The organism is Pseudomonas wadenswilerensis (assembly GCF_900497695.1).
GTDB classification, from domain to species: domain Bacteria; phylum Pseudomonadota; class Gammaproteobacteria; order Pseudomonadales; family Pseudomonadaceae; genus Aquipseudomonas; species Aquipseudomonas wadenswilerensis.
Map to the genome: position 1 here is coordinate 678,353 of NZ_UIDD01000007.1, position 24,478 is coordinate 702,830.

The 24,478-nt window shown below is 63.3% G+C and carries 17 protein-coding genes; 10 read left to right on the forward strand and 7 right to left on the reverse strand.

The window, feature by feature from the left end; all coding sequences use genetic code 11:
• Positions 1-8 precede the first annotated feature (8 nt).
• Positions 9-326 carry an SCP2 sterol-binding domain-containing protein gene (locus tag CCOS864_RS14170; RefSeq protein WP_028941938.1) on the forward strand — a complete coding sequence of 106 codons (318 nt, stop codon included), beginning with the start codon at positions 9-11 and terminating at the stop codon, positions 324-326.
• Between the two features lie 64 nt (positions 327-390).
• Here the strand turns inward: CCOS864_RS14170 and CCOS864_RS14175 are convergent, their stop codons facing one another.
• Positions 391-5,532: a dermonecrotic toxin domain-containing protein gene (locus CCOS864_RS14175; RefSeq protein ID WP_208644379.1), complete on the reverse strand. Its 5,142-nt coding sequence runs from the start codon at positions 5,530-5,532 to the stop codon at positions 391-393.
• Positions 5,533-5,710: 178 nt separating this feature from the next.
• Here CCOS864_RS14175 and CCOS864_RS14180 point away from each other — a divergent pair, with 178 nt between their 5' ends.
• The 3 genes from CCOS864_RS14180 (at position 5,711) to CCOS864_RS14190 (ending at position 8,550) form a co-directional block, all read left to right on the forward strand.
• Positions 5,711-6,778, forward strand: coding sequence for a phosphotransferase family protein (locus tag CCOS864_RS14180; RefSeq protein WP_115086881.1), 1,068 nt, complete (start codon positions 5,711-5,713; stop codon positions 6,776-6,778).
• A 22-nt stretch (positions 6,779-6,800) separates the two neighbouring features.
• Positions 6,801-7,568 (forward strand): SDR family oxidoreductase, encoded by a 768-nt coding sequence (locus tag CCOS864_RS14185; RefSeq protein WP_115086882.1) that lies wholly within the window; start codon positions 6,801-6,803, stop codon positions 7,566-7,568.
• A gap of 202 nt (positions 7,569-7,770) precedes the next feature.
• Positions 7,771-8,550 (forward strand): TSUP family transporter, encoded by a 780-nt coding sequence (locus tag CCOS864_RS14190; protein ID WP_115086883.1) that lies wholly within the window; start codon positions 7,771-7,773, stop codon positions 8,548-8,550.
• Between the two features lie 41 nt (positions 8,551-8,591).
• Here CCOS864_RS14190 and CCOS864_RS14195 read toward each other — a convergent pair whose 3' ends face one another.
• From CCOS864_RS14195 to CCOS864_RS14205, 3 genes are read right to left on the reverse strand one after another with little or no spacing between them, the layout of a single operon-like run.
• Positions 8,592-9,590 carry a hypothetical protein gene (locus tag CCOS864_RS14195; protein WP_115086884.1) on the reverse strand — a complete coding sequence of 333 codons (999 nt, stop codon included), beginning with the start codon at positions 9,588-9,590 and terminating at the stop codon, positions 8,592-8,594.
• A gap of 31 nt (positions 9,591-9,621) precedes the next feature.
• Positions 9,622-10,452, reverse strand: a complete 831-nt coding sequence (gene nudC / locus CCOS864_RS14200) for an NAD(+) diphosphatase (RefSeq protein ID WP_115086885.1) — start codon at positions 10,450-10,452, stop codon at positions 9,622-9,624.
• Between the two features lie 34 nt (positions 10,453-10,486).
• Positions 10,487-11,299, reverse strand: a complete 813-nt coding sequence (locus CCOS864_RS14205) for a crotonase/enoyl-CoA hydratase family protein (protein ID WP_115087123.1) — start codon at positions 11,297-11,299, stop codon at positions 10,487-10,489.
• A 158-nt stretch (positions 11,300-11,457) separates the two neighbouring features.
• Here CCOS864_RS14205 and nhaB point away from each other — a divergent pair, with 158 nt between their 5' ends.
• Positions 11,458-12,960 (forward strand): sodium/proton antiporter NhaB, encoded by a 1,503-nt coding sequence (nhaB, locus tag CCOS864_RS14210; protein ID WP_115086886.1) that lies wholly within the window; start codon positions 11,458-11,460, stop codon positions 12,958-12,960.
• 25 nt (positions 12,961-12,985) lie between these two features.
• Here the strand turns inward: nhaB and zwf are convergent, their stop codons facing one another.
• A complete protein-coding gene (zwf, locus tag CCOS864_RS14215; RefSeq protein ID WP_115086887.1) occupies positions 12,986-14,488 on the reverse strand; it encodes a glucose-6-phosphate dehydrogenase in 1,503 nt (500 codons plus the stop codon).
• On the reverse strand, positions 14,485-15,468 hold the full coding sequence (gene gnd, locus CCOS864_RS14220; RefSeq protein ID WP_115086888.1) for a phosphogluconate dehydrogenase (NAD(+)-dependent, decarboxylating): 984 nt from the start codon (positions 15,466-15,468) through the stop codon (positions 14,485-14,487). The genes zwf and gnd overlap by 4 nt, the downstream gene beginning before the upstream one ends.
• A 197-nt stretch (positions 15,469-15,665) precedes the next feature.
• Between gnd and CCOS864_RS28240 the strand changes: the two genes are divergently transcribed.
• Positions 15,666-15,833: a DUF6026 family protein gene (locus CCOS864_RS28240; protein ID WP_166675757.1), complete on the forward strand. Its 168-nt coding sequence runs from the start codon at positions 15,666-15,668 to the stop codon at positions 15,831-15,833.
• Between the two features lie 11 nt (positions 15,834-15,844).
• Here CCOS864_RS28240 and CCOS864_RS28245 read toward each other — a convergent pair whose 3' ends face one another.
• Positions 15,845-15,988 (reverse strand): hypothetical protein, encoded by a 144-nt coding sequence (locus CCOS864_RS28245; protein ID WP_167458893.1) that lies wholly within the window; start codon positions 15,986-15,988, stop codon positions 15,845-15,847.
• Positions 15,989-16,289: 301 nt separating this feature from the next.
• Between CCOS864_RS28245 and glgA the strand changes: the two genes are divergently transcribed.
• Genes glgA through CCOS864_RS14240 form a run of 4 tightly spaced genes read left to right on the forward strand, consistent with a single transcriptional unit; the run spans position 16,290 to position 24,470 of the window.
• On the forward strand, positions 16,290-17,849 hold the full coding sequence (gene glgA, locus CCOS864_RS14225; protein ID WP_115086889.1) for a glycogen synthase GlgA: 1,560 nt from the start codon (positions 16,290-16,292) through the stop codon (positions 17,847-17,849).
• 15 nt (positions 17,850-17,864) lie between these two features.
• On the forward strand, positions 17,865-19,643 hold the full coding sequence (gene treZ, locus CCOS864_RS14230; protein WP_244211918.1) for a malto-oligosyltrehalose trehalohydrolase: 1,779 nt from the start codon (positions 17,865-17,867) through the stop codon (positions 19,641-19,643).
• The gene (malQ, locus tag CCOS864_RS14235) at positions 19,636-21,708 is read left to right on the forward strand and encodes a 4-alpha-glucanotransferase (protein WP_115086891.1); all 2,073 of its coding nucleotides are present in this window, start codon (positions 19,636-19,638) and stop codon (positions 21,706-21,708) included. Before treZ ends, malQ begins: the two co-directional genes overlap by 8 nt.
• A complete protein-coding gene (locus CCOS864_RS14240) occupies positions 21,705-24,470 on the forward strand; it encodes a malto-oligosyltrehalose synthase (protein WP_115086892.1) in 2,766 nt (921 codons plus the stop codon). Before malQ ends, CCOS864_RS14240 begins: the two co-directional genes overlap by 4 nt.
• The last annotated feature ends 8 nt before the right edge of the window (positions 24,471-24,478 follow it).

Consider the following 24,478-nt stretch of genomic DNA (forward strand, 5'->3'; position numbering starts at 1 on the left):
AACACACCATGAGCGATGTAGCAAAAGCCGTCGAAGCGATGAAAGCCAAATTCAACCCAGCCGCTGCCGCCGGCCTGGACCTGGTTTTCGGTTTCAACATCACTGACGAAGACAAGCACTACGCCCTCATCGTCAAGGATGGCACCTGCGAAATCCAGGAAGGCGAAAACGCCGACGCCAACTGCACCCTGGTGCTGGACAGCGAAACCCTCAAGGGTATCGTCAGCGGCGACACCGACGGCATGCAGGCTTTCATGGGCGGCAAGCTGCGCGTTGAAGGCGACATGATGCTGTCGATGAAACTGAGCGAGCTGTTCCCGGCCTGATCGGCTTGCAGCGATAAAAAACCGAAGCCTGGGCTTCGGTTTTTTTTTGCCGTACATCGCAGTGTCAGGCCGGCGCCACCGGTGTGATGACTTCCTCGGTCAATGTCACAGACAGCGCTGCACGCTGCTGACCGACAAGGGTCTCCAACCTGTCACGCCATTGCGTCATACGCTCAGGATCATGAGCCACCGTCGCAACCGATGCCGGCTGCACTTGCATGGCCATCGCCAGCAGATCTCTCACTTCATCGTCCAGCGCCTCTGGTTGCTCGCGCCCTTCAGCCAGCGCATTGAGGTAATCCCTGGCCATTCGTGCGCGCTCATTGAGCAACCCATAACGCTCTGCAAACACCGCTCGCAGGTAGCCGGCCCAGTAGCCTTCAGTGCGAAGCCAATTGCCCAGTTCACGGGCTTCGCTGCTCGACACCGCATCCAGCGCCGCTTGCAAGTGGGTCTCTGTGATCCAGTCGTGGGGGGTGCGAATCGCCCGCCCCAGCAATGGCAGGGTCATCGGCAAACGCTGGGCCAACCTGAAGTGGAAGTCCTCGAACACCTCGTACAGTTCGATTGCCCGCCCAGGCTGGCGCCACTCATGAAAATGCGCCTCGACGTAACGAAACAAGGCGCGCGAGCGGCCGCGCAAACGCCCTTGAGTGATCAATACGCTGCGTGCGTCCCCCCTCTGCTGGATGGCTCGTTGCGCCTGCGCGTACTCCAGCACCTGGTCAAGGATGTAGAAGTCATCACGCGCCTCGTTGGTGTAGAGCACCACGGCTCTACCAATCGCTTCGCGCAGCACCTGCCGCTCATACATCTGGTCAAACAGAGAATGCACTGTTTGCAAGAATGCATCGCGGTTGAGCCAGGCGGACTCGGTACGACTCATGCGTTCAAGGACATCGAAGAGCAGACGCATGCCAACGCCCTGATTCTCGCGCATGATCTGCCAATTGACTCTTTGCAAAGCATTACCACCTTCGACCAGGTTCATGACCGGTTCGTGCTGCGCCCACTCCATCGCACGATGGGGGTTGCCCGCTGCGATCATTTCCCCCTCCACCCTGGCGCGTTCAGCCTGCGGCAGGTACGGCAGCGTCAGCCTCAATCCCGGCACCCGCCCAGCCCCCGCCGGGACTTGTGTGAAACGGTTACCCAGCAGCGATACCAGGGTCAACGAGGGCAAGGTTTCCAGGCCCTGCGGCCACTCGGTGATCCCGGTCTGGTCCAGGCGCAGTCGCTGCAGCCCCGTCAGGCTGCCCAGCTGAGGCGCCCTCCCCAGAGGGTTGCCGGAGAGGTCAAGGTGCTGCAGGCGGGTCAAACCCTGCCACTGGCCCACGGTGTCGGCGTCGAGGGTGATCTGGTTGTTGATCAGCATTAGTCGGTGCAACTGCGCCAACGACACCAATGCCCCAGCTTCGAACCGAGCCTGACTGGCAAAAATGGACAACTCCCTGAGGGTATCGATGGCAGCCAGTGCCGCAAGATGCTCCGTGGTCCAGAGCGTCGGGGCAGGTGTGGCAAACTCGATGTACAACGCTGTAAGACTGGTTGAGTGGCGCAATGGCGCCAAGGCTTCGGGGCTCATACCCGGACAGGTAAGGAGCAGATACTCCAGCGCCGGCAACTGACCGATGTCGGTGGGCAAGGATTGCAGCGCAATACCTTCGATCTGCAGGTCGCGCAGATTGGGAAACGCCCGCAGAAATCCATCGGGAATGCTGGTGATGTCCAGGGCGCTGAGCACCAGAATCTCCACCCCCGCCAGCTCGCCGTTCAATACTGGCAGGCTGTCGAGCGCCAGCCCGCTCAGACGCAACTGGATGCCGCCCGATGGCAGCCTGATCACCCGGTTGTCGACCGCGCGCAAGCGCCACGCAGCGCTAAGCAGTTGGGCAATTTGCTGGCGTTGCTGACTCCTCACCCAGTAATGCTGGTCATGCCCGTGCAGCACGATATCGAATGCACGGCCCTCTACCCAGTTGTCCAGTGAAACGCTGAATGCAATCGATGCTCGCTCAAGCGCTGCCACGGCTTGTTCACTCTGCTCCTGACTGCCGGCCAGGCGTTCAAGCCGCACGGCGATCTGCTCGGGCGTGTCGTCGACGAACATGGCCTCCAGGCGCTGTTGCAGTGTGCGCGAGCCGAACAACCTGTTGACCACGCTATGGCCCGGGTAGGCCCGGCGCCCCGCCACAGCCGGCAGACTGGCTTCAAGCCAGCGCGGCGGTGCCGCGATCCCCAGCAGCCTGCGCGCGCGCTCCGGCTGCTCGGTCGCCAGGTCACGCAGCCTGCGGCGCAACGCTTCGGCACTGGCCATGGAGGTCGGCAAGGCGTTTCTCGTGAGTGCCGGCAAGGCGGCGAACAGGCCGGCAAAAAACCCATAGCGTGCGCTGCTGGTGGTACCAAGGCCCAGGCCGCCGGCGTCATACAGGTGCCAGTTCTGTTCGGTGCGCACCAGCACACGGCTGTTGGTAGCGCTTACCTCGCCCACGCTCGCTACCAGGCGGCCAGTGCGGGTGGACTCACGTAACTCCAGGCGCAATTGCCCAGGCCAGCCGGGTAGATGCTCCAGGAGGTTCAATGCCAGTCGCTGGGTGTCTTCGTTGTGCAGATAGCCAAGCTCGAAGTCGGTGAAAGCCTGACTCAGCCGAACACGGCGCGAGACTTCCACCACACGCTCGGTCAATTCCATGGATGGCTCTTGTCTGGCTTGCCAAAGTGCTCGCTCGCGTACATCCACCGTACGTAGCACCTGCGCCGCTACCGACCGGGTCAAGCCGGGGAACAGTCGCTGCAAGGTCATCAGTACCTGCTCGTCATCCACCGGTACATCCAGCAAGGAGGGCGCAGAATGGTGGTAGAACTGTTCGAAAAGGGCTCGACGCACGCGCTCCAGGCCGTTCGCCAGGTCGGCGCACACTGAAGCCCACCGGGATGCGTTACCCTCCTGCGGTTCTTCCTCGTCGTCGCTCAGGTCACGTCGACGCCGTGGCGCATCCGCCAGCACCTCGACTACCCGGTCGATCAGGCGATTATGCTGCAGATCAGCGCGAGACACCTTCAAGGGCTCTACCCCTTCTTGGCCATCACCGTGCACTTGCAACGGCGCCCCCCAATACTCGACGCTGTCATAGAGCTCTATGGTTTTACCAGGTGGCCAGTTCGGCAGCTTCACCAGAATTTGCACGACGGGCGAGTAGTCCTCAGCCAGCAGGCTTCCCCGGCGAGCCCGGCTGATCAAACCCAGCACCTGACGATCCGCGGCAAGGCGCAACAGCGTTTCGTGCAGCACGATAGGTAGTGGCAGGTCGTCTCGGAAAACCTGACGCAGTTCATCGATCGTCACGCCGCTGATGTCGCCAAGCAGTTGCAGTTCTGCTGCTGCGAACCGCTCAACGACAGTTCCCAGGCGGCGCAGCAAGGTCGCTTTGCTCCAGCGTTGCGGTTTCTCCATCACATGGTGCCAGGCGCCCTGACCATTATGTTCCAGCACCGGGCGGAACAACGACGGGTCCCTGGGCGACAGGATTCGCCATTTATCCAGTTCGGTGTCTTTCTCGACCTGGTAGATATCGTTGTCGATCCGTACCCACTGTTTACCGTCGGCATCATAGATTCCGTTCTGACGGTTCGGCGCCAACTGGTTCTTCCAGCGCACGTCCTGCGCATAAGGCAACAGGTCGGGATGCCATAGCTGTTCACGGCCATCGTCCAGGCGTACCACAACCAGGCGGGCCATGGCTGAAGGCACCGTCAGCTCATCCTCTTCTTCGCCATCGGCAATCGCGGCGTTGAGCAAGATCGCGCGCAAGAAAGCTTGCCCGGTCTCCTGCACCCTTACATTCCAGTGATCGGCGCCATGGAAGAGTCTCGCCAGCAGTTTTGCCGCCAGAACGACAGTGAAGGCTACCCCCATCACGGGCATGAACAGCGTCGCGCCCCCCAGAACCGCCAAAGTGGTGTTGTAGCCTGCGTCCAGATCACCACGAAGCATCTCATCACAGTCCTGACTGCTCACCACCAGCGCACGAGACTGATCCTTGATGTACTGAACGCTTTCGTTATAGAGCACATCGAACAGCTCGCGGCGTACGTCAACCTGCTGCCAATGCTGGGCACGGCGCAGACTTTGCGGGTCCACCAGCAGGTCAAGAAAACCTGGCCGTTCCTTGATTGTGGCAAAGCTGGCGAGAAACCGCCGAAACCCCCGATCCGCCAGTCGACTGATCAGGTCAGTCTTGAAGGCCTCGAGCGATGCATACTGCTTGAACGGATGCAGCGGATCGCCCGGGATGTAGACAATGCAGGGGACAATCTCAGTCGAGTCGACTGTGGAAGGCGCTATGATCACGATCTGCGTCAACGCCACACCGAACAGCGCCAGACGGGTACACAGGCTGGCGTCGAAAACATTGCCCTGGGCCAAGGCAACTTTCAGGGGCGCATCGGCCGGTGCGTCAGCGGACTGCCTCAGCAACGCCCGCACCGTTGCATACCCCTGTTCGTCGAGATCGTCCCTGATACGGGCAATGTTGGCTTGCACCTCCATCAGGTCGCGCATAGCGGTCTTTTTCTTGCTGCGCAGAACATCCTTGTCGCCGCCCATGAGCAGCACGTTTTCCAGGTGTTCCTGATAGCGTTTGCCCAGGTCCAGCTCGCGACAACCCTCAGCGAAATCAGCCGCAGAGATCGAGAGCAGGTCAGGATAGGGAGCTTCACTGTCGGTTGCGGTCAGCACGCTGGTCTTGTCGCTTGCCAGCGCGATCAGTTCATCGCGGCTGAAGTTCTTCAACGCTGCCTCGAACAGCGAAACGCTGGAAATTCGAAAGCCGGCGGCGCGCCTCACAAAACGGGCCTCGAGGATATCAACAGTCACGTTGAAGCGGGTCTGGAGCCAGTTTTCAAGTACAGGTTCGCAAAATTCATAGGCGCTTTGCAGGTCGGCGAAGGCCCGGGCAGCTTCGTGGCGCGAAGCATGGCTGCGGGCCTGGCTGGCATGCAAGGCGTTGCGCATTGGCCGGGAGGCGCTGCGCAACCATTGCGGCTGGCTGGAGGTTGCACTGTCGGGCAGCACGGCCGCCAGCTCCGAGCGTTTGAGCCGCGCGATCCAGGAGGGGACGCGCGCCTGTAGAAAGGCGACGTTAGGGTGAGAGGATGTCATGGTGTACGTCACTCCAGCGGTTTGGGATAGGCCAGTTGAATTCAACCCGCCCGCTTCGGTGCGTTAGATATATGTAGCCTTGCCGGTCATGGCGGCGCAGGCACATCAGGCACAGTGATCGCAGCGCAACACAGCGGTCTATAACAGCTGGGCAACGCTTGTTAGGGGATGGGCAACCTATTAAATTGCCAATGATCCGCCCCACCGATCATAAGGGAAACGAATGACGCTCACCGACCAGTCCACCCAGGTCCGCCCCGGCGAAGAACTCGACGCTGCGGTGATCGACCCTTATCTGAAGGCGCATATCCCGGGCCTGAGCGGCTCGCCGAGCATCAGCCAGTTCCCCGGCGGCGCCTCGAACCTGACCTACCTGGTGCAGTACCCCGGGCGCGAGTTCGTGCTGCGTCGGCCACCCTTTGGCCACAAGGCCAAATCCGCCCATGACATGGGCCGCGAGTTTCGCATCCTCAACCAGCTCAACAGCGGTTTCCCCTACTGCCCCAAGGCTTACGTGCACTGCACCGACGAGGCGCTGATCGGCGGTGAGTTCTACGTCATGGACCGGGTCAAGGGCATCATCCTGCGCTCGGACCTGCCACCGGAGCTGGGCCTGGATGCGCAGCGTACCGAGGCGCTGTGCAAGAGCTTCATCGAGCGCATGGTCGAACTCCACCAGGTGGACTACAACGCTTGCGGCCTGGGTGACCTGGGTAAACCCGAAGGCTATGTGCAACGCCAGATCGAGGGCTGGGCCAGCCGCTACGAAAAAGCCCTGACCGCGGATGCGCCACGCTGGGAAAAGGTCATCGCCTGGCTGCGCGAGAAGATGCCCGCCGACCACCCCAAGCCTGCGATCGTGCACAACGACTATCGCTTCGACAACGTCATCCTCGATGCCGACAACCCCATGCGCATCATCGGTGTGCTCGACTGGGAAATGACCACCCTCGGCGACCCGCTGATGGACCTGGGCAACACCCTGGCCTACTGGATTCAAGCCGACGACCCGGCGCCGGTGCAACTGATGCGCCGCCAACCGAGCAATGCCCCGGGCATGCTGACCCGCCAGCAGTTCGTCGACTACTACGCTGAACGCGCCGGCATCAAAATCGACAACTATGACTTCTATTACACCTACGGCCTGTTCCGCCTGGCCGGCATTGTCCAGCAGATCTACTACCGGTTCTTCCACGGCCAGACCCAGGACAAGCGCTTCGCCCAGTTCATTCACATGAACAAGCTGCTGGAGCACATGAGCCTGCAGGTCATCGCCAAGTCCCCACTCTGACGACTACAACAAGGAAAAGACCATGTCCAAGACTCACCTGTTCGACCTCGACGGCAAAGTCGCCTTCGTTTCCGGCGCCAGTCGCGGCATCGGCGAAGCCATCGCCCACCTGCTGGCCCAGCAAGGCGCCCACGTGATCGTCTCCAGCCGCAAGCTAGAGGGCTGCCAGCAGGTTGCCGATGCAATCATCGCCGCCGGTGGCAAGGCCACTGCGGTTGCCTGCCATATCGGTGAGATGGAGCAGATCGGCCAAGTCTTCGCCGGCATTCGCGAGCAGTTCGGGCGCCTGGACATCCTGGTCAACAACGCTGCCACCAACCCGCAGTTCTGCAATGTGCTGGACACTGATCTTGGCGCCTTCCAGAAGACCGTCGACGTCAACATCCGCGGTTATTTCTTCATGTCGGTGGAAGCCGGCAAGCTGATGCGCGACAACGGTGGCGGCAGCATCATCAACGTCGCCTCGATCAACGGCGTGTCGCCGGGGATCTTCCAGGGTATCTACTCGGTGACCAAGGCGGCGGTGATCAACATGACCAAGGTCTTCGCCAAGGAATGCGCGCCGTTCGGTATCCGCTGCAACGCCCTGCTGCCGGGCCTGACCGACACCAAGTTCGCCTCGGCGCTGGTCAAGAACGATGCGATCCTCAACACCGCCCTGCAGCAGATCCCGCTCAAGCGCGTGGCCGATCCGAAGGAGATGGCCGGCGCGGTGCTCTACCTGGCCAGTGATGCGTCGAGCTATACCACCGGTGTGGCGTTGAATGTCGATGGTGGGTTTTTGTCCTGAGTACCGTGTGGGAGCTGGCTTGCCAGCGATGAGGCCATTGCAGCCTACGACCGCTTCGCGCTCGATCGCGGGCAAGTCCCGCTCCCACACGTTCGCGGCTGCCTTCAGGATCGATGAGGCGCCTGACAGACGGCCTCGATCTCCATTACCATATCGACCCTTCGGCGCAGCCCTTCTGCGCCCAGTCGATTAAGCCCAGACCATGCCTTTCGAACTCAGCGTAGACCTCACCACCCTCGCGATTCTTGCCGCCGTCGCTTTCGTTGCCGGCTTCATCGATGCCATTGCCGGAGGCGGCGGCCTGCTCACCACCCCCGCCCTGCTCACCGCCGGCATGCCACCGCACCTGGTGCTGGGCACCAACAAGCTCAGCTCGACCTTCGGCTCGGCCACCGCCGGCTTCACCTATTACCGGCGCAAGCTGTTTCATCCGGCGCAATGGCGCCACGCCCTGGTCGGCACGTTTATCGGCGCCTTGATTGGCGCGGTGGTGGCCCACTACCTGCCAGCCGAATGGCTGAACAAGATGCTGCCGGTGATCGTCTTCCTCTGCGGCGTGTACCTGCTGTTCGGCGGCACGCCCAAGGCGCCGCTGGACGCCGACGCACCGGTGAAAAAGAAGTGGCAGATCCCCCAGGGCTTCACCCTGGGCTTCTATGACGGCGTGGCCGGCCCCGGCACCGGGGCATTCTGGACCGTCAGCACGCTGCTGCTCTACCCCATCGACCTGGTCAAGGCCAGCGGCGTGGCGCGCAGCATGAACTTCGTCAGCAACGCTGCAGCCCTGTCGGTGTTCATCTTCTCCGGCCAGGTCGACTGGCTGGTCGGTCTGTCGATGGGCTCGGCGCTGATGGTCGGCGCATTTTTCGGCGCGCGCACCGCCATCAGCGGCGGCAGCAAGTTCATCCGCCCGGTGTTCATCACCGTGGTGCTGGCATTGACCGTTCGTCTAGCGTGGCAGCATTGGTTCGGGCAGGTGTAAGCCCTGCGCCCGCCCATTGAATGCAATAGGCAGGCGCTGGATCAAAGGCGGGTAATTTCGACACCGGCGAAATGATCGATCACCAACTGTTTGAACACGTCGATCTCGTCTTTGGCCTTGTCACAGCTCAACTGCTCGATATAAAAGCGGTACAGCCCGTCCTCCAGATGGGGCTGGGCTGCTTCAAGGTCTTCAAAGCGTTCGTTGAAGACTGCGTCATGCTCGCGAAAACGCGTGGGATGCTCCTCTCTGAAGAACCCTTGCCACTCGCTTTGTGCATCAAGCAGAAACTCCGGCACAGCGGCCTTGAGTTGTCGCTCGTCCATTCTGAAAGCCTGTGCAAGCTGCGTCAGCTCAGCAAGCATGTTGTCCTGGCCTTTTCGCTCAATCGCTCCCCACCCCTCATCAGGGCCCAGCAGAAGGCGGCCACTTTCAATAATTACCGCATTGCGCCGCTCCAGGCGCTGGACCGGGATATCAAGCAGTGCGCTGAATGGATTACCCGGTGGCGATGGGCGGACTTCAAGCTCCCAGGGGAAGCTCTCCAACAGGGCATCTGCACCCGAGAACGCGTCCGCGCCGCCGGTACGATCGAAATACACGCACGCCCCCAGATCGCTGTCCTCAAATACCGCCACCCCAAGCTGATGTTCAGGCGACCCCTCCTGCGCAGGTGCCGACACGTTACGGGGCAGAAGTCGGGGTAGCAGTTCGAAGGGGTTGGCGTCAGTGCCAGAGAGCCCTGCCTGATGCAGTATCTGCTCAGCCAGCGTCTGCTGCTCTGACGACATTTGCGTTTCGCTGATACTTGCCGCCAGAAACGCCAATAGATTTTGATAGGCCTCGGGACGTGAACCTCGGCCCTCGCCCAACGCCACGCAAGCCTGCTCCAGCTGCTCGCGTAGTTCATAAGCGCCCGGCGACTCTGCCTGAAGGTCAACAGAATGACTGTAGCTGCTGGCTGCTGGATTCAACTCCACGACGATCTTTCCCGGCTGGTTAGTAAAGTCGGGCAGTTTCTTCTGATAGGGTCCAGGCACCTAGAGGGAATACTTTCCCTGTCAGCTTGTGTCAGCTGAGCAGCACCGGCTCCTGCAACCCCAAGCGCCGCGCCACATACAAGTCGATCAGGTAACGGGCAATCGAGCGCCCCGCCGGCAACGGCGGCAGCGCATCGACCCGGAACCACTGGGCGTCCTCGATCTCGTCCGCCTGCATGATGATCTCGCCGCCGGCGTACTCGGCATGAAAGCCGAGCATCATCGAATGCGGGAACGGCCAGCACTGGCTACCGACATACTGGATGTTCTGCACCTCGATCGCCACCTCTTCGCGCACCTCGCGCACCAGGCAATCCTCAGCCGACTCACCCGGCTCGGCAAAGCCGGCCAAGGTGCTGTACACGCCGGTGACAAAGCGTGGAGAACGGGCCAGGAGGATTTCATCGCCACGGGTGACCAGCACGATCATGCTCGGCGAGATGCGTGGGTAGCTGCGCAGCTCGCACGGCGCGCAGTACATGGCCCGCTCCCAGTGGATCTGCGCCATGGGCTGGCCGCAGCTGCCGCAGAAGCGGTGCTCGCGGGCCCAGGTGCCGATCTGCGCGGCGTAGCCGAGGATCTTGTAGGTATCGAAGTCGCCTTCGAGCATGAACTGACGCAAGCCGCGCCAGCTGCAGCCCGCTACCGCCTGCGGGCTGCGCAGCTCGAGAAGGAACACCGGCTGGCCATCGAAATGGCCAATGCCGTGCTCGCACAGTACGTCCAGTTCCTGACGCCTGAGCCAGTCGCGCGGGAACAGCGCACCATTGTCATCGACCAGGAACCCTTCGCTGCTGCGGGCTACTGCCCAGCCGCCGCTGATGTTCGTATCCAGTACTGCGGTGATCCAGCGCGCTGACATCGTGCGGTTCCTTGCGGGGGTTCGCCGCCGGGCGTCAGTCGGCGAACTCGGGTTTCTGTTTGCTCATGTGGGCGGCAACCGCCACCCGCAGATCGGTGGACTGCAGCATGGCGGCGTTCCAGGTGGCGATGTACTCCAGGCCATCGTCGATGCGGTGATCGCGCATGTAGCTGATCATGTGCTTGGTGCCGGCCACGGCAAGCGGCGATTTTCCCGCAATTTCAGCGGCAATGGCAAAGACTCCGTCAAGCAGCGCCTCATTCGTGTCGAACACCCGGTTGACCAGGCCGATGCGCAGGGCTTCGTCAGCCGCGACATTGCGCCCGGTGTAGGCCAGCTCGCGCATGATGCCGTCGCCGATGATCCGTGGCAGGCGCTGCAGGGTGCCGACGTCGGCGGCCATGCCCATGTCGACCTCCTTGATCGAGAACTGCGCGTCACTGCTGCAGTAGCGCATGTCACAGGCCGAGACCAGGTCGATGGCGCCGCCGATGCAATAGCCCTGAATCGCCGCCAGCACCGGCTTGCGGCAGTTGTCCACGGCATTGAACGACGCTTGCATGCGCAGGATGGTCCGGCGCAGCAGGCGTGCGTTGCGGCCGACGTCCTTGCCCAGCTCGTTGGCCACCGAGGCCAGCAGCATCAGGTCGATACCCGCGGAGAAATGCTTGCCCGCGCCGCTGATCACCACCGCGCGCACTTCGTCGGTTTCATCGATCCAGCGGAAGATCTCGACGATTTCGCTCCAGAACGCCGCGTTCATGGCGTTGTACTTTTCCGGGCGGTTGATCTGCACGTGGGCGATGTGGTGAATCAGTTCGACCTTGAACGCTTGGTAGTCAGTCACGGTGCTTTCCTTGATGGCGGCGAGGTTGATCGCAGGACTATAACAAGGTGGCCGTCGGCGCCAAGGCCGCGCTTGTGCCAAAACCGGGACTTTTACCTTGATCTCCTTTCGCACATGCGGCACTTTGCCCAGCTGTTGAATCATAAGGATACATTTTCATGTCCCGCTCCCTGGCCGGCGCCCTGGCCCACAATTTTCTCGGGCAGTCGCCGCGCTGGTACAAGGCCACCTTGTGCCTGTTCCTGCTGCTCAATCCCCTGCTGCTGTTCACCCTTGGCCCCGTGGTGGCCGGCTGGGTGCTGGTGATCGAGTTCATCTTTACCCTCGGCATGGCGCTCAAGTGCTACCCGCTGATGCCCGGCGGCCTGCTGATGGTCGAAGCCCTGCTGCTGGGCATGACCACGCCGCAAGCGCTGTATGAAGAGCTGCAGCACAACTTTCCGGTGATCCTGCTGCTGATGTTCATGGTCGCCGGCATCTACTTCATGAAAGACCTGCTGCTGTTCGTGTTTTCGCGCATCCTGCTCGGGGTAAAGTCCAAGACCCTGCTGGCCTTGCTCTTCTGCTTTCTCTCGGCGTTTCTCTCGGCGTTTCTCGATGCCCTGACGGTCACGGCGGTGATCATCAGCGCGGCGGTGGGCTTCTACTCGGTGTATCACCGGGTCGCTTCCGGCGGCAACCCGCGGGAAGACTCGGACCTGGACAGCGACCAGCAGATCGCTCACCTGCACCGTGACGACCTGCAGCAGTTCCGCGCCTTTTTGCGCAGCCTGCTGATGCATGGCGCCGTCGGTACTGCCCTGGGCGGTGTGTGCACCCTGGTGGGTGAACCGCAGAACCTGCTGATCGGCCACGAGATGGGCTGGCACTTCGCCGAGTTCTTCCTCAAGGTTGCGCCGGTGTCGCTGCCGGTGCTGGCCGCCGGCCTGGTGACCTGCGTACTGCTGGAGAAACTGCGCTGGTTCGGCTATGGCACCCTGCTGCCGGACAACGTGCGCCAGGTGCTGGCCGCCTATGCCGCCGAAGACGACGCCCAGCGCACGACTCATCAACGTGCCGCCTTAGTGGTGCAAGGCCTGGCGGCGCTGATCCTGATCATCGGCCTGGGCCTGCATGTGGCCGAAGTCGGCCTGATCGGCCTGCTGGTGATCGTATTGATCACCGCCTTTACCGGCATCACCGACGAACACCGCCTGGGCCGCGCGTTCCAGGACGCCATGCCGTTTACTTCGCTGCTGGTGGTGTTCTTTGCCGTGGTGGCGGTGATTCACCAGCAGCAGCTGTTTACCCCGCTGATCCAGTGGGTGCTGGCGCTGCCGGCGGATCAGCAGCCGGGCATGCTGTTTATCGCCAACGGCCTGTTGTCGGCGATCAGCGACAACGTGTTCGTCGCCACCATCTATATCACCGAGGTCAAGCAGGCGTTTGTCAACGGTGGCATGAGTCGCGAGCACTTCGAGACCCTGGCGGTGGCGATCAATACCGGCACCAACCTGCCAAGCGTGGCCACGCCCAATGGCCAGGCGGCGTTCCTGTTCCTGCTGACTTCGGCGATCGCCCCGCTGATTCGCCTGTCGTATGGGCGGATGGTGTGGATGGCGCTGCCCTACACCGTGGTCATGGGTGGGCTGGGGTGGTGGGCGGTGACTTACTGGTTGTAGGAGCGGGCTTGTCCCGCGATGGGTTTCACCCGATGCGGTGCCAGACCCTCCGGTCCCGGGCCAGCAACTCATCCGCCGCCGTCGGGCCATTTTCGCCGGCGGCATAGGGCTGCACCTCGCCGCCCTCCTTCCAGGCATCGAGAAACGGTTGCACTGCGCGCCAGCCGTTCTCGATGTTGTCGGCGCGCTGGAACAACGTCTGGTCGCCGGTCAGGCAATCGTAGATCAGCGTCTCGTAGCCCGTGGACGGCTGCATCTTGAAAAAGTCCTTGTAGGCAAAACCCAGCTCGACGTTCTCCATGGCCAGGGCCGGGCCCGGGCGCTTGGCCTGCAGGTCGAACCACATGCCTTCGTTGGGCTGGATCTGGATCTTCAGGTAGTTGGGCTTGAGCCGCTCGACCTCGGTGTCACGAAACTGGGCATAGGGCGCTGGCTTGAAGCAGATGGCAATCTCGGTATCGCGCACGCTCATGCGCTTGCCGGTGCGCAGGTAGAACGGCACGCCGACCCAGCGCCAATTGTCGATCATCACCTTGAGCGCGACGAAGGTTTCGGTGTTGCTGTCGGGCTCGACCCGCGGCTCTTCGCGGTAACCGGGCACGTTCTTGCGCCCCTGCTTGCCCGCCGTGTACTGGCCGCGCACCGAGTGCTTCAGGGCCATGTTTTTCGACCAGGGCCGGATCGCGCCGATGACCTTGGCTTTCTCGCTTCGGACCGCATCGGCGCCAAAGGCTGCCGGCGGCTCCATGGCGACCATGGCCAGTAACTGGAACAAGTGGTTGGGCACCATGTCCCGTAATGCGCCGGTATTGTCGTAGAAGGCGCCGCGGCTTTCGACGCCGACGGTTTCGGCAGCGGTAATCTGCACATGATCGATGTAGTGGTTGTTCCAGAACGCTTCGAACAGGCCGTTGGAAAAGCGGCTGACGAGGATGTTCTGCACCGTCTCTTTGCCCAGGTAGTGGTCGATGCGATAGATCTGCTTTTCGCTCATGACCTTGAGCAGGCAGGCGTTGAGCGCTTCGGCACTGGCCAGGTCCGAGCCGAAGGGTTTTTCCACCACCACCCGGCGAAAGCCATCGGTTTCGTCGAGCAGGCCGGCGGCGCCCAGGCGCTGCACCACTTCGCTGAAAAAGCGCGGCGAGGTGGCCAGGTAGAACACCGCGTTGGCACTGGGGTTGCTGCGGATGCGTTCGGCGATGGCCTGGTAGGTGGCTTCGTCGAGAAAGTCGCCGGTCAGGTAGCCGATGCGCTTGGCCAGGCGTGCCCAGAGCTTGTCATCCAGGCACTTGCTGGCGCCTTCACTGGCCTTGTCGCGCTCGCGCATGAAGGCTTCCAGGCGCGCGGCGAATTCACGGTCGGTGGCGGCGTTATGGTCGACGCCGATGATCCGCAGGCCCTTGTCGAGCAAGCCGTCGCGGCTCAGGTTGTACAGCGCCGGCATCAACAGGCGTTTGACCAGGTCGCCGTTGGCGCCAAACAGGAACAGGTTGCAAGGCGGGGCCGCTTCGATTTGTGTTTTGCTCATTCGGCGTTCTTCTCGACATGACCACCAAAGCCGAAGCGCATGGCCGACAGCATGCGGTCGGCATAGGTGCCCTGCTGCTGGCGCGAACGAAAGCGGGCGAACAGGGCGCTGGACAACACCGGCACCGGCACCGCCTGCTCCACCGCCGCATCGATGGTCCAGCGCCCTTCACCGCTGTCGGCCACCGAGCCGCTGTAGCCGCCCAGTTGCGGATCGGCCACCAGGGCATCGGCGGTGAGGTCGAGCAGCCAGGAGGTGACCACGCTGCCACGGCGCCAGACTTCAGCGATTTCGGCCAGGTTCAGGTCAAAGCGCTGCTCGGCCGGCAAGGCATCGCTGCCCTTGCTCTTGAGCAGGTCGAAACCTTCGGCATAGGCCTGCATCAGGCCGTACTCGATGCCGTTGTGGATCATCTTCACGTAGTGTCCGGCACCTGCAGGGCCGGCATGGATATAGCCTTGCTCGGCACGTTCGGCCGGGCCCTGGCGGCCCCGGGTGCGAGGGATGTCACCGACCCCGGGGGCGAGGGTTGCGAACAGCGGATCGAGACGATCGACCACGGCCTTTTCGCCGCCGATCATCATGCAGTAGCCCCGTTCCAGGCCCCAGACACCGCCCGAGGTGCCGACGTCGATATAGTGCAGGTTGCGCGTGCCCAGCTCGGCGGCACGGCGCATATCGTCCTTGTAGAAGGTGTTGCCGCCATCGATGATCACATCGTCGGCATCCAGCAGGTCGGCCAGTTGCGCAATGGTCTGCTCGGTCGGCTCACCGGCCGGCAACATCACCCACACCGCGCGTGGTTTCTCCAGCTTGCCCACCAGTGCGCCAAGGTCGTGGGCGCCATTGGCACCTTCCTTGACCAGGGTTTCCACCGCCTGGCGATCACGGTCATGCACCACCATCCGGTGCCCGCCACGCATCAAGCGCCGTGCAATATTGCCGCCCATGCGGCCCAGCCCCACGATTCCCAATTGCATGTGCGATGCTCCCCTGGAATGAAAAATGCCGGTTCAGGCCTTCAAGGTTAGTCCAGCCATCGCCCACTTGGTTCAGCGACGAACGGCAAGACACCCAGAAACAAAAAAGTTCCCATGACCGACAAAAGAATTCAGAATCGCCGCCGATCAAGCAGCTACGCTGTTAGAAAAACGACCCACCCTATGCGAGGTGTGCAATGGGAACCCTTCTGCCGAAAATGCCTGCCCAGACCCTCTACGTGACGGTTCACCGCGACGAGTTGCGTCGCCTCAAAGAAGAACGCGACCAGTTGCAACAACAAGTCGCCCGGCTCAACCTGCTGCTGCAGCAAGCGCAGGATGGCCAGGTGCCCGCTCGCGCCTGACGGCGCCGCCTCTATCGTTGGAATGGCCAGCAGTGGCTGATCAGCAGCCACCATTCCTCGCTGTTGCCGCGCGGCTGAATTTGCGCCATGACCTGCGGTACAAATGCTGCAGGTATTCCCGCCAGCAAAAGTGACCAGCGGGTCACATATTTCACGATATCTCTCCTACACTCGGTATTCGGCCAGACATCGCCCGGAAAACTCGACTGAAATTAGTCGAAACTTCTGGAATCGCGGTAGGTCAGGAACTAAGTAGGCCATCGATTCCGCTTCAACGGACGCGGCCCACCCATCCCATATCGTCACCACGCCGTCGGCAGGACGCCGGCTTGCGTAGCGCTTGTGCGCTTGGCTTCGGGGCATGGAATGCAAGGCAAGACCACTTATAGAGAGAAGTATCAGCAGAGAAACAACAACGGGCGCCCACGCCCGCACAACATAGGGACGGAGAGAAGTATGATCAGTGCCGCTGTCGAACCTCATGTAGAGCATTTCACCCCGGATACGCGTGAGTCGCTTGGAGCGGATTTCACGCCGACAGCCAAGGCACTGGGTGCTGACCCCAGACATTCATCGAAGAAGCGCAAAGTGTTGTTCGTTACCTCGGAAATCGCCGACCTGGTCAAGACCGGCGGCCTGGGCGATGTCTCGGCGGCATTGCCACGAGCCATGCGCCACTTGCACGATGTGCGGGTGCTGATCCCCGGTTACCCGCAAGTGCTGGAGAGCGACAACCCGATCCACCTGGTCGGCGAACTGGGCGGCCACGCAGCGCTGCCGCCATGCAAGATCGGCCGCATGGACCTGGCCGACGGCCTGGTGATCTACGTGCTGATCTGTCCCGAGTTGTACCAGCGTGAAGGCACCCCCTACGGTGCCAACAACGGCCGCGACTGGCCCGACAACCATATCCGCTTCGCCCGCCTGGGCCTGGCCGCCGCGGAAATCGCTGCCGGTGAAGGCATGGTCCACTGGAAGCCCGACCTGGTCCACGCCCACGACTGGCCCGCCGGCCTGGCCCCGGCCTACATGCACTGGCGCGGCCTGCAGACCCCGACCCTGTTCACCATTCACAACCTGGCCTACCAGGGCGTGGTCAGCCGCGCCTGCTGCCCGGAGCTGGCGATTCCCAACCATGCCCTGCAGCAGGAAGGCATGGAGTTCTACGGCAAGCTGTCGTTCCTCAAGGCCGGCCTTGCCTATTCCAGCCATATCACCACGGTCAGCGCCACCTACGCCCGAGAGATCACCACGCCGTCGTTCGGCTGCGGGCTGGATGGCTTTCTAGCCAGCAAGGCTCAGCAAGGCCTGCTCAGCGGCATTCCCAACGGCATCGACGAAAGCTGGGACTCGGCCAGCGACCCGCACCTGGCCCACCCCTTCAGCCTCAACGACTGGGAGGGCAAAGCCGTCAACGCCCGGCAGGTCCGCGCGCTGTTCGAGCTGCAGCCCTCGACCGGGCCGCTGTTCGCCGTGGTCTCGCGCCTGGTGTACCAGAAAGGCCTGGACCTGACGCTGGGGGTGGCCGACTACATTGTTCGCCAAGGCGGCCAGATCGCGATCATCGGCCGCGGCGAGCCAGAAGAAGAGCAAGCCATGAGCGAACTCGCCCTGCGCTATCCCGGGCAGATCGGCGTGCGCATCGGCTTCAACGAAACCGATGCCCGGCGCATGTTCGCCGGCAGCGATTTCCTCTTGATGCCATCTCGCTACGAACCCTGCGGCCTGAGCCAGATGTATGCCCAGCGCTTCGGTTCGCTGCCGGTGGCACGCAACACCGGGGGCCTGGCCGACACCATCGAGAACGGCGTCACCGGTTTTCTGTTCGATGAGTCCACTGTCGACAGCTACCGCGAAGCCCTGAGCCGGGCGTTTTACGTGTACGGCAAGCAGAACCTGCTCAACGCCATGCGTTGCCTGGCCATGACCCAACCCTTCAACTGGTGCCAGGCCGTCGAGCCTTATGCCCGTCTCTACGAGGAATTGGTTGAAAACGCCCGTGTAACCCCACGCTGACGCGAGGTGGCAGGTATGCCCTTGAGGTCACAGGAACAAGCGACCCACGGGGCCGCGATGCTGGACAGTAGCAGCGCCCGGTTTGCCCTCTGGGCACCGGACGCGCAACGGGTTGAAGTCGAGTTCGAAGCGGGCCCGCGTGAACCTTTGCAGGCACAGGCCGACGGCTGGTTCGTCGGCCGCCTCGCCTGCAAGGCCGGTAGCCGGTACCGCTACCGGATTGACGCTGAGCAGACGGTCGCCGACCCGGCATCGCGCTACCAGCCCGAAGGCGTGCACGGCCCCAGCGAGCTGGTGGACCAGGCGGCCTACCGCTGGCAACATCCGAACTGGCACGGCCGCCCCTGGCACGAAGCGGTCATCTATGAGCTGCACGTCGGCCTGTGCGGCGGCTATGCCGGGGTCATCGAGCGCTTGCCGGCCCTGGCCGAGCTGGGTATTACCGCGATCGAACTGATGCCGATCGGGCAGCTCCCCGGGAATCGCAACTGGGGCTATGACGGCGTGCTGCCGTTCGCCCCGCAGCACAGCTATGGCACCCCGGACCAACTGCGCCAACTGATTGACCAGGCGCACGGGCATGGCCTGATGGTCGTGCTGGATGTGGTCTACAACCACTTCGGCCCGGATGGCAATTACCTCGGCCGCTACGCCAGCGGGTTTTTCCGTGAGGATCGCCAGACCCCCTGGGGCGCGGCGATCGATTTTCGCCGCCGCCAGGTGCGCGATTTCTTTATCGAGAACGCCCTGATGTGGCTGCAGGACTACCGCGTCGATGGCTTGCGCCTGGACGCCGTGCATGCCATCGACGATCCGGACTTTCTCGCCGAACTGGCGCGCCGGGTGCGCAGCCAGATCACCCCGGGGCGTCAGGTATGGCTGAACCTTGAGAACGAACACAACCAGGCGCACCTGCTTGAACAGGGCTTCGATGCGCAGTGGAACGACGACGGTCACAACGCCCTGCACGTGCTGCTCACCGGCGAACAGGAGGCGTATTACGCCGACTACAGCGAGTCGACCATCGAGAAGCTGGCGCGCTGCCTGAGCCAGGGCTTTGTCTTCCAGGGCCAACCCGACCGCAACGGCCGTCCCCGCGGCGAGCCCAGCGGGCACTTGCCGCCCACAGCCTTCGTGCTGTTCCTGCAGAACCACGACCAGATCGGCAACCGCGCGTTCGGTGAGCGCCTGAACCAGCTGTGTCCGCCACAGGCCTTGCGGGCAGCCACCACCCTGTTGTTACTGTCGCCGATGATCCCGCTGTTGTTCATGGGCGATGAATGGGGCTGCGAGCAACCTTTCGTATTTTTCACCGACCATCACGACGAACTCGCCGACGCCGTGCGCGAAGGGCGACGGGCCGAATTTGCCGGCTTTGCCGCCTTCCAGGACGCAGCCACCCGGGCACGCATTCCCGACCCCAACGCCATCAATACCTTTAACGCCTCACGGCCACGCCCGCCTGAATCGCGCCAGCGACCCTGGCTACAGTTCTACCGGCAGTTGCTGGCTCTGCGCGCCCGGCACATCGTCCCGCACCTGCCGGGTATCCATGCCCTCGGCGCACATGTGCTGGGGCCACAGGCCCTGAGTGTGCGCTGGCAATTACAGCAGGGTGGCGAGCTGCGTATCGACCTGAACCTGGGCCCGACTGCGCAACTTGCCGATCTTCCCGATGGCCCTTCGCGGCTGTTCACCTGCAGCCAGGCCAGTGTCGGCACTACACAACTACCGCCTTACACCACCCTGGTCAGCCTGACGCCGACCACACCAGCGGAGCCTGCCCATGACTGACCCACGCTTGCAGCAACTGGCCGAACTGGCAGGCCTGGCAGTGGACTGGATCGACGCCAATGGCCGTGCCCAGCGAGTCAACGACCCGGCGCTGCAACGGGTTCTGGCAGGGCTTGGCCACCCGGCAGGCAGCACTGAAGCGATCGAAGTCAGCATCCAGGCCCTGCTCAGCGCCCACGATGCCCGCCACCTGCCGCCGCTGTTGACGGTCGACCAGGACCTGGCACTTGAGCTGTCCGGCTATTTCCCTGCCGCGATGGATTGCCGGGTGCAGCTTGAGGATGGCAGCGAACAGTTGCTGCAATTGGACGCTCAGGCCAGGCTTCCCGCCGGGTTGCCCATCGGCTATCACCAGGTGCAGATCGACCGGCAGCACTTTACCCTGGCCGTAGCACCGGCACGCTGCTACAGCATTGCCGATGCCCTCGACACACCGACGCCGCGCTGCTGGGGCCTGAGTGCCCAGCTGTACAGCCTGCGTCGCCCCGACGACGGTGGCTATGGTGACTGCCTGGCCCTCGAAGCGCTGGTGCGCAGCGCCGCCGAGCGCGGTGCCGATGCCCTGGCGATCAGCCCCCTGCACGCCATGTTCGCCAGCGACACCCAGCGCTACAGCCCTTACTCGCCGTCCAGCCGGCTGTTTCTCAACAGCCTCTATGCCAGCCCCGCGGCGCTGCTCGGTGATCGCGCCGTGCGCATGGCCATTGAAGCCTGTCAGTTGCATGGCCCACTGGAGCAGCTTGAACAGCTGCCGCTGATCGACTGGCCCCAGGCAGCGTCGTTCCGCCAGCGCCTGCTGCGGGCGCTGTATCGCGACTTTATCGCCGCCGAGCACCCGTTGTTCGCCGATTTCGACAGCTATCGCCAGCACGCAGGTCCCGCCCTTGAACGTCATTGCCGTTTCGAGGTGCTGCTGGAACACGCGCTCAAGCGCGATATCGGCCAGGACTGGCGCGACTGGCCCGCCGCCTGGCACGACCCGCACAGCCCGGAGGTGAGTGCGTTCGCCCGCCAGCACAGCGAAGAGGTGGAGTTTCACGCCTTTTGCCAATGGTTGATCGAACGCAGCCTGCAGCGCGCCCAGGATGCGGCACGCAGCAATGGCATGAGCATCGGCCTGATCGCCGATCTGGCGGTGGGGGCCGACGGCGCCGGCAGCCAGGCCTGGAGCCGCCAGGACGAGCTGCTGGCCGGCCTCAACGTCGGTGCCCCGCCCGACATCCTCAATCGCGCCGGGCAGAACTGGGGCATCTGCGCGTTCTCGCCCGAAGGTCTGCGGCGCAACGGCTACCGCGCCTTTATCGAAATGCTGCGGGCCAACTTCGCCCATGCTGGCGGCTTGCGCATCGACCACGTGATGGGCCTGCAACGCCTGTGGCTGATTCCCCAAGGCGCCACCCCGGCCGAAGGCGCCTATTTGCATTACCCGCTCGATGATCTGCTGCGCCTGCTGAGCCTTGAGTCGGTGCGCCACCAGGCCATCGTCCTCGGCGAAGACCTGGGCACCGTGCCCGACGGCCTGCGCGAAAAGCTCGCCGCACGGGCGATCCTTGGTATGCGCGTACTGTTGTTCGAACAGGACCCGCCCGGCCATTTCAAACCCATCCTCGACTGGCCCGACAGTGCCCTGGCCACCACCAGCACCCATGACTTGCCGCCGTTGGCCGGCTGGCTGCAGGCGCGCGATATCGACTGGAACCAGCGCCTGACCCTGATCGACGGCATCACCGAACGCCACTGGCGCGAAACGCGCCAACACGAACGCCAGGGCCTGCGGCGGATCCTTGAGCAGAACTACGGCCAGCCCCTGCAAGACAGCGACGCCCTGATCGATGCCAGCATCCGCTACCTCGGCCATACCCGCGCGCCGCTGGTGCTGGTGCCGCTGGAAGACCTGCTGGGCATCGACGAGCAACCCAACCTGCCGGGCACCACCGACAGCCACCCGAACTGGCGCCGGCGTTTTGCCCTGACCGCTACCGGCCTGCTCGACGACGAGGACGCGGCGCGGCGCCTGGAGCTGCTGGCGCAAGCCCGCGAACAAGCCTGGGAGCGTGACCGATGAAAGCCCTGACGGCGACCCTGCGCCTGCAGTTTCATGCCGACTTCAGCCTCGACGATGCCGTGCCTCTGGTGCCCTACTTCGCCCGCTTAGGTATCAGCCACCTGTACGCCTCGCCGCTGCTGCGCGCCCGCCCCGGCTCGCGTCATGGCTACGATGTGGTCGACCCCGGCCAGGTCAGCCCGGAGCTGGGCGGCGAAGCGGCGCTGGAGCGGCTGGTGGCAGCGCTACGCCTGCATGGCATGGGGCTGATCCTCGACATGGTCTCCAACCATATGGCTGTCGGCAGCGACAATCCCTGGTGGCAGGACCTGCTGGCCTGGGGCCGGCGCAGCCGTTATGCCGAATTCTTCGACATCCAGTGGCACTCGCCGGACCCGTTGCTCGAAGGCCAGCTGTTGCTGCCGTTTTTGGCCAGTGACTACGGTGCGGTGCTACAGGCCGGAGAAATCCCCCTGCGGTTCGATGCCGCTACGGGCCAGTTTCATATCCAGCACCACGAACACCGTTTTCCGATCTGCCCCGCAGATTATGGGGTGATTCTCACCAACGGCGGCGCCGCCCTGCAGGAGCTGGGTACACGCTTGAGTGGTTTGCGCAGCGGTGCCGATGCGCCGCTGCGGGCCAGGCCACTGCTGGCTGAGCTGGCAGCAGTGGCCCGGCAGCAGCCTCTGGACGATGTGTTCACTGCGTTCGACAGTCGTACGCCTGAAGGCTTCAAGCGCCTGCACGCCCTACTCGAACGCCAGCCCTATCGCCTGGCCAGCTGGCGCACCGCCGGCGACGATATCAACTGGCGACGCTTCTTCGACGTCAATGAGCTGGGCGGCCTGCGGGTGGAGCGTGCGGCGGTGTTCGAGGCCACCCACAGCAAGGTGTTCGAGCTGATCGGCCGCGGCCTGGTCGACGGCCTGCGGGTTGACCACATTGACGGTCTGGCCGACCCCCGTGGCTACTGCCGCAAGCTGCGCCGCCGGGTCGACGGGCTGCTGGCCCAGCGCCCGCTTGAGGCGGCGCTGGAGCACTTTCCGATTTTTGTCGAGAAGATCCTCGGTGCCGACGAGCAGTTGCACCGCGACTGGCAAGTCGACGGCACCACCGGCTACGAGTTCATGAACCAGGTCTCGCTGTTGCAGCACGACCCGGACGGCGAAGGCGAACTGGCAGCGCTGTGGAGCGCGGTGAGCGACCGCCCGGAGTTTACCGAGGAAGTGCGCCTGGCTCGCCAGCAGATCCTCAGCGCCAGCCTGGCCGGCGATTTCGAATCGGTGTCCCAGGCATTGTTGCAGGTTGCCCGTGACGACCTGATGAGCCGCGACCTGACCTTCGGCGCCATTCGCCGCGCCCTGCAGGCACTGATCGAGCACTATCCGGTGTACCGCACCTACATCAATGCTTGCGGCCGTCCCGCAGAAGACGAAGCGTTCTTCCAGCAGGCCATGCGCGGTGCCCGCCAGTGCCTGAGCGAGGCCGACTGGCCGGTGCTCGATTACCTGCAACGTTGGCTCGGTGGTGAACCCTGGTGCCGCTTGCCGCCAGGACGCCCGCGCAAGCACCTGCGCCATGCCTGCGTACGCTTTCAGCAGCTGACTTCACCCACGGCCGCCAAGGCCGTGGAAGACACCGCCTTCTACCGCTCGGCGCTGCTGCTGTCGCGTAACGATGTCGGCTTTGATGCCGAGCGTTTCAGTGCGCCGATCGAAGACTTCCATCAGCATTGTCTTGTGCGCCTGGAGCAGTTCCCGGACAACCTGCTGGCCACCGCCACCCATGACCACAAACGCGGTGAAGACACCCGTGCGCGCCTGGCGGTGCTCAGCGAACGCAGCAGCTGGTTTGCCAGCCGGGTCGAACACTGGCGTGAACTTGCCAGTCCCTTGCGCAGCACGCTGGCCGACGGCGAGGCACCGGGCGCCGCTGATGAACTGCTGCTGTACCAGACCCTGCTCGGGAGTTGGCCGCTGGACCTGGACGAGAACGATCCGACGGCGCTCGAAGCCTATGCCCAACGCTTGTGCCAGTGGCAGCGCAAGGCCCTGCGCGAGGCCAAGTTGCGCAGCAGCTGGAGCGCACCCAACGAGGCCTATGAGCGGGCTTGCCTGGACTTCATCGACACCCTGTTGCTGGAGCGCGCCAGCCAGCAGTTGCGGCACTCACTGGCCGAGGCGGCGCAGGCGATCGCTTGCCCGGGCGCCCTCAACAGCCTGGCGCAGTGCCTGCTGCGCATGACCGCGCCAGGCGTGCCCGACCTGTACCAGGGCAACGAATTCTGGGATTTCAGCCTGGTCGACCCCGACAACCGCCGCCCGGTGGATTTTGCCAGCCGCCGTCAGGCGCTGGTGGACGGCACCACAACGGCGCAGCGGCTGCAGGACTGGCGCAGCGGCCGGATCAAACAGGCGCTGATCAACCAGGTGCTGGAGTGGCGTCAACAATACCCGCAGCTGTTCCTGCGCGGTCAGTACCTGCCGCTCGAAGTGCGCGGCAGACACGCCGACCGGGTCCTGGCGTTTGCCCGCGTGACGGCTGGCGAACGCGCCATTGTCGTCGTGCCGCGCCTGGCCTGGGGCTTGCTTGCACAGTCCCCGATCCCCCTGATCCCGGCACAGAACTGGGACGATACCCGGCTGATCCTGCCGTTTGCCTTGTCGCCTGCCACTTGCTCGGGACTTTTTGCCACGGGCGCAGTCACAGCCTCAAAGGAGCTGTGGCTGAGCACTGCACTCAAGGAGTTTCCGGTCAATCTGTTCGTTGAACATACTTAAGTCCTCAG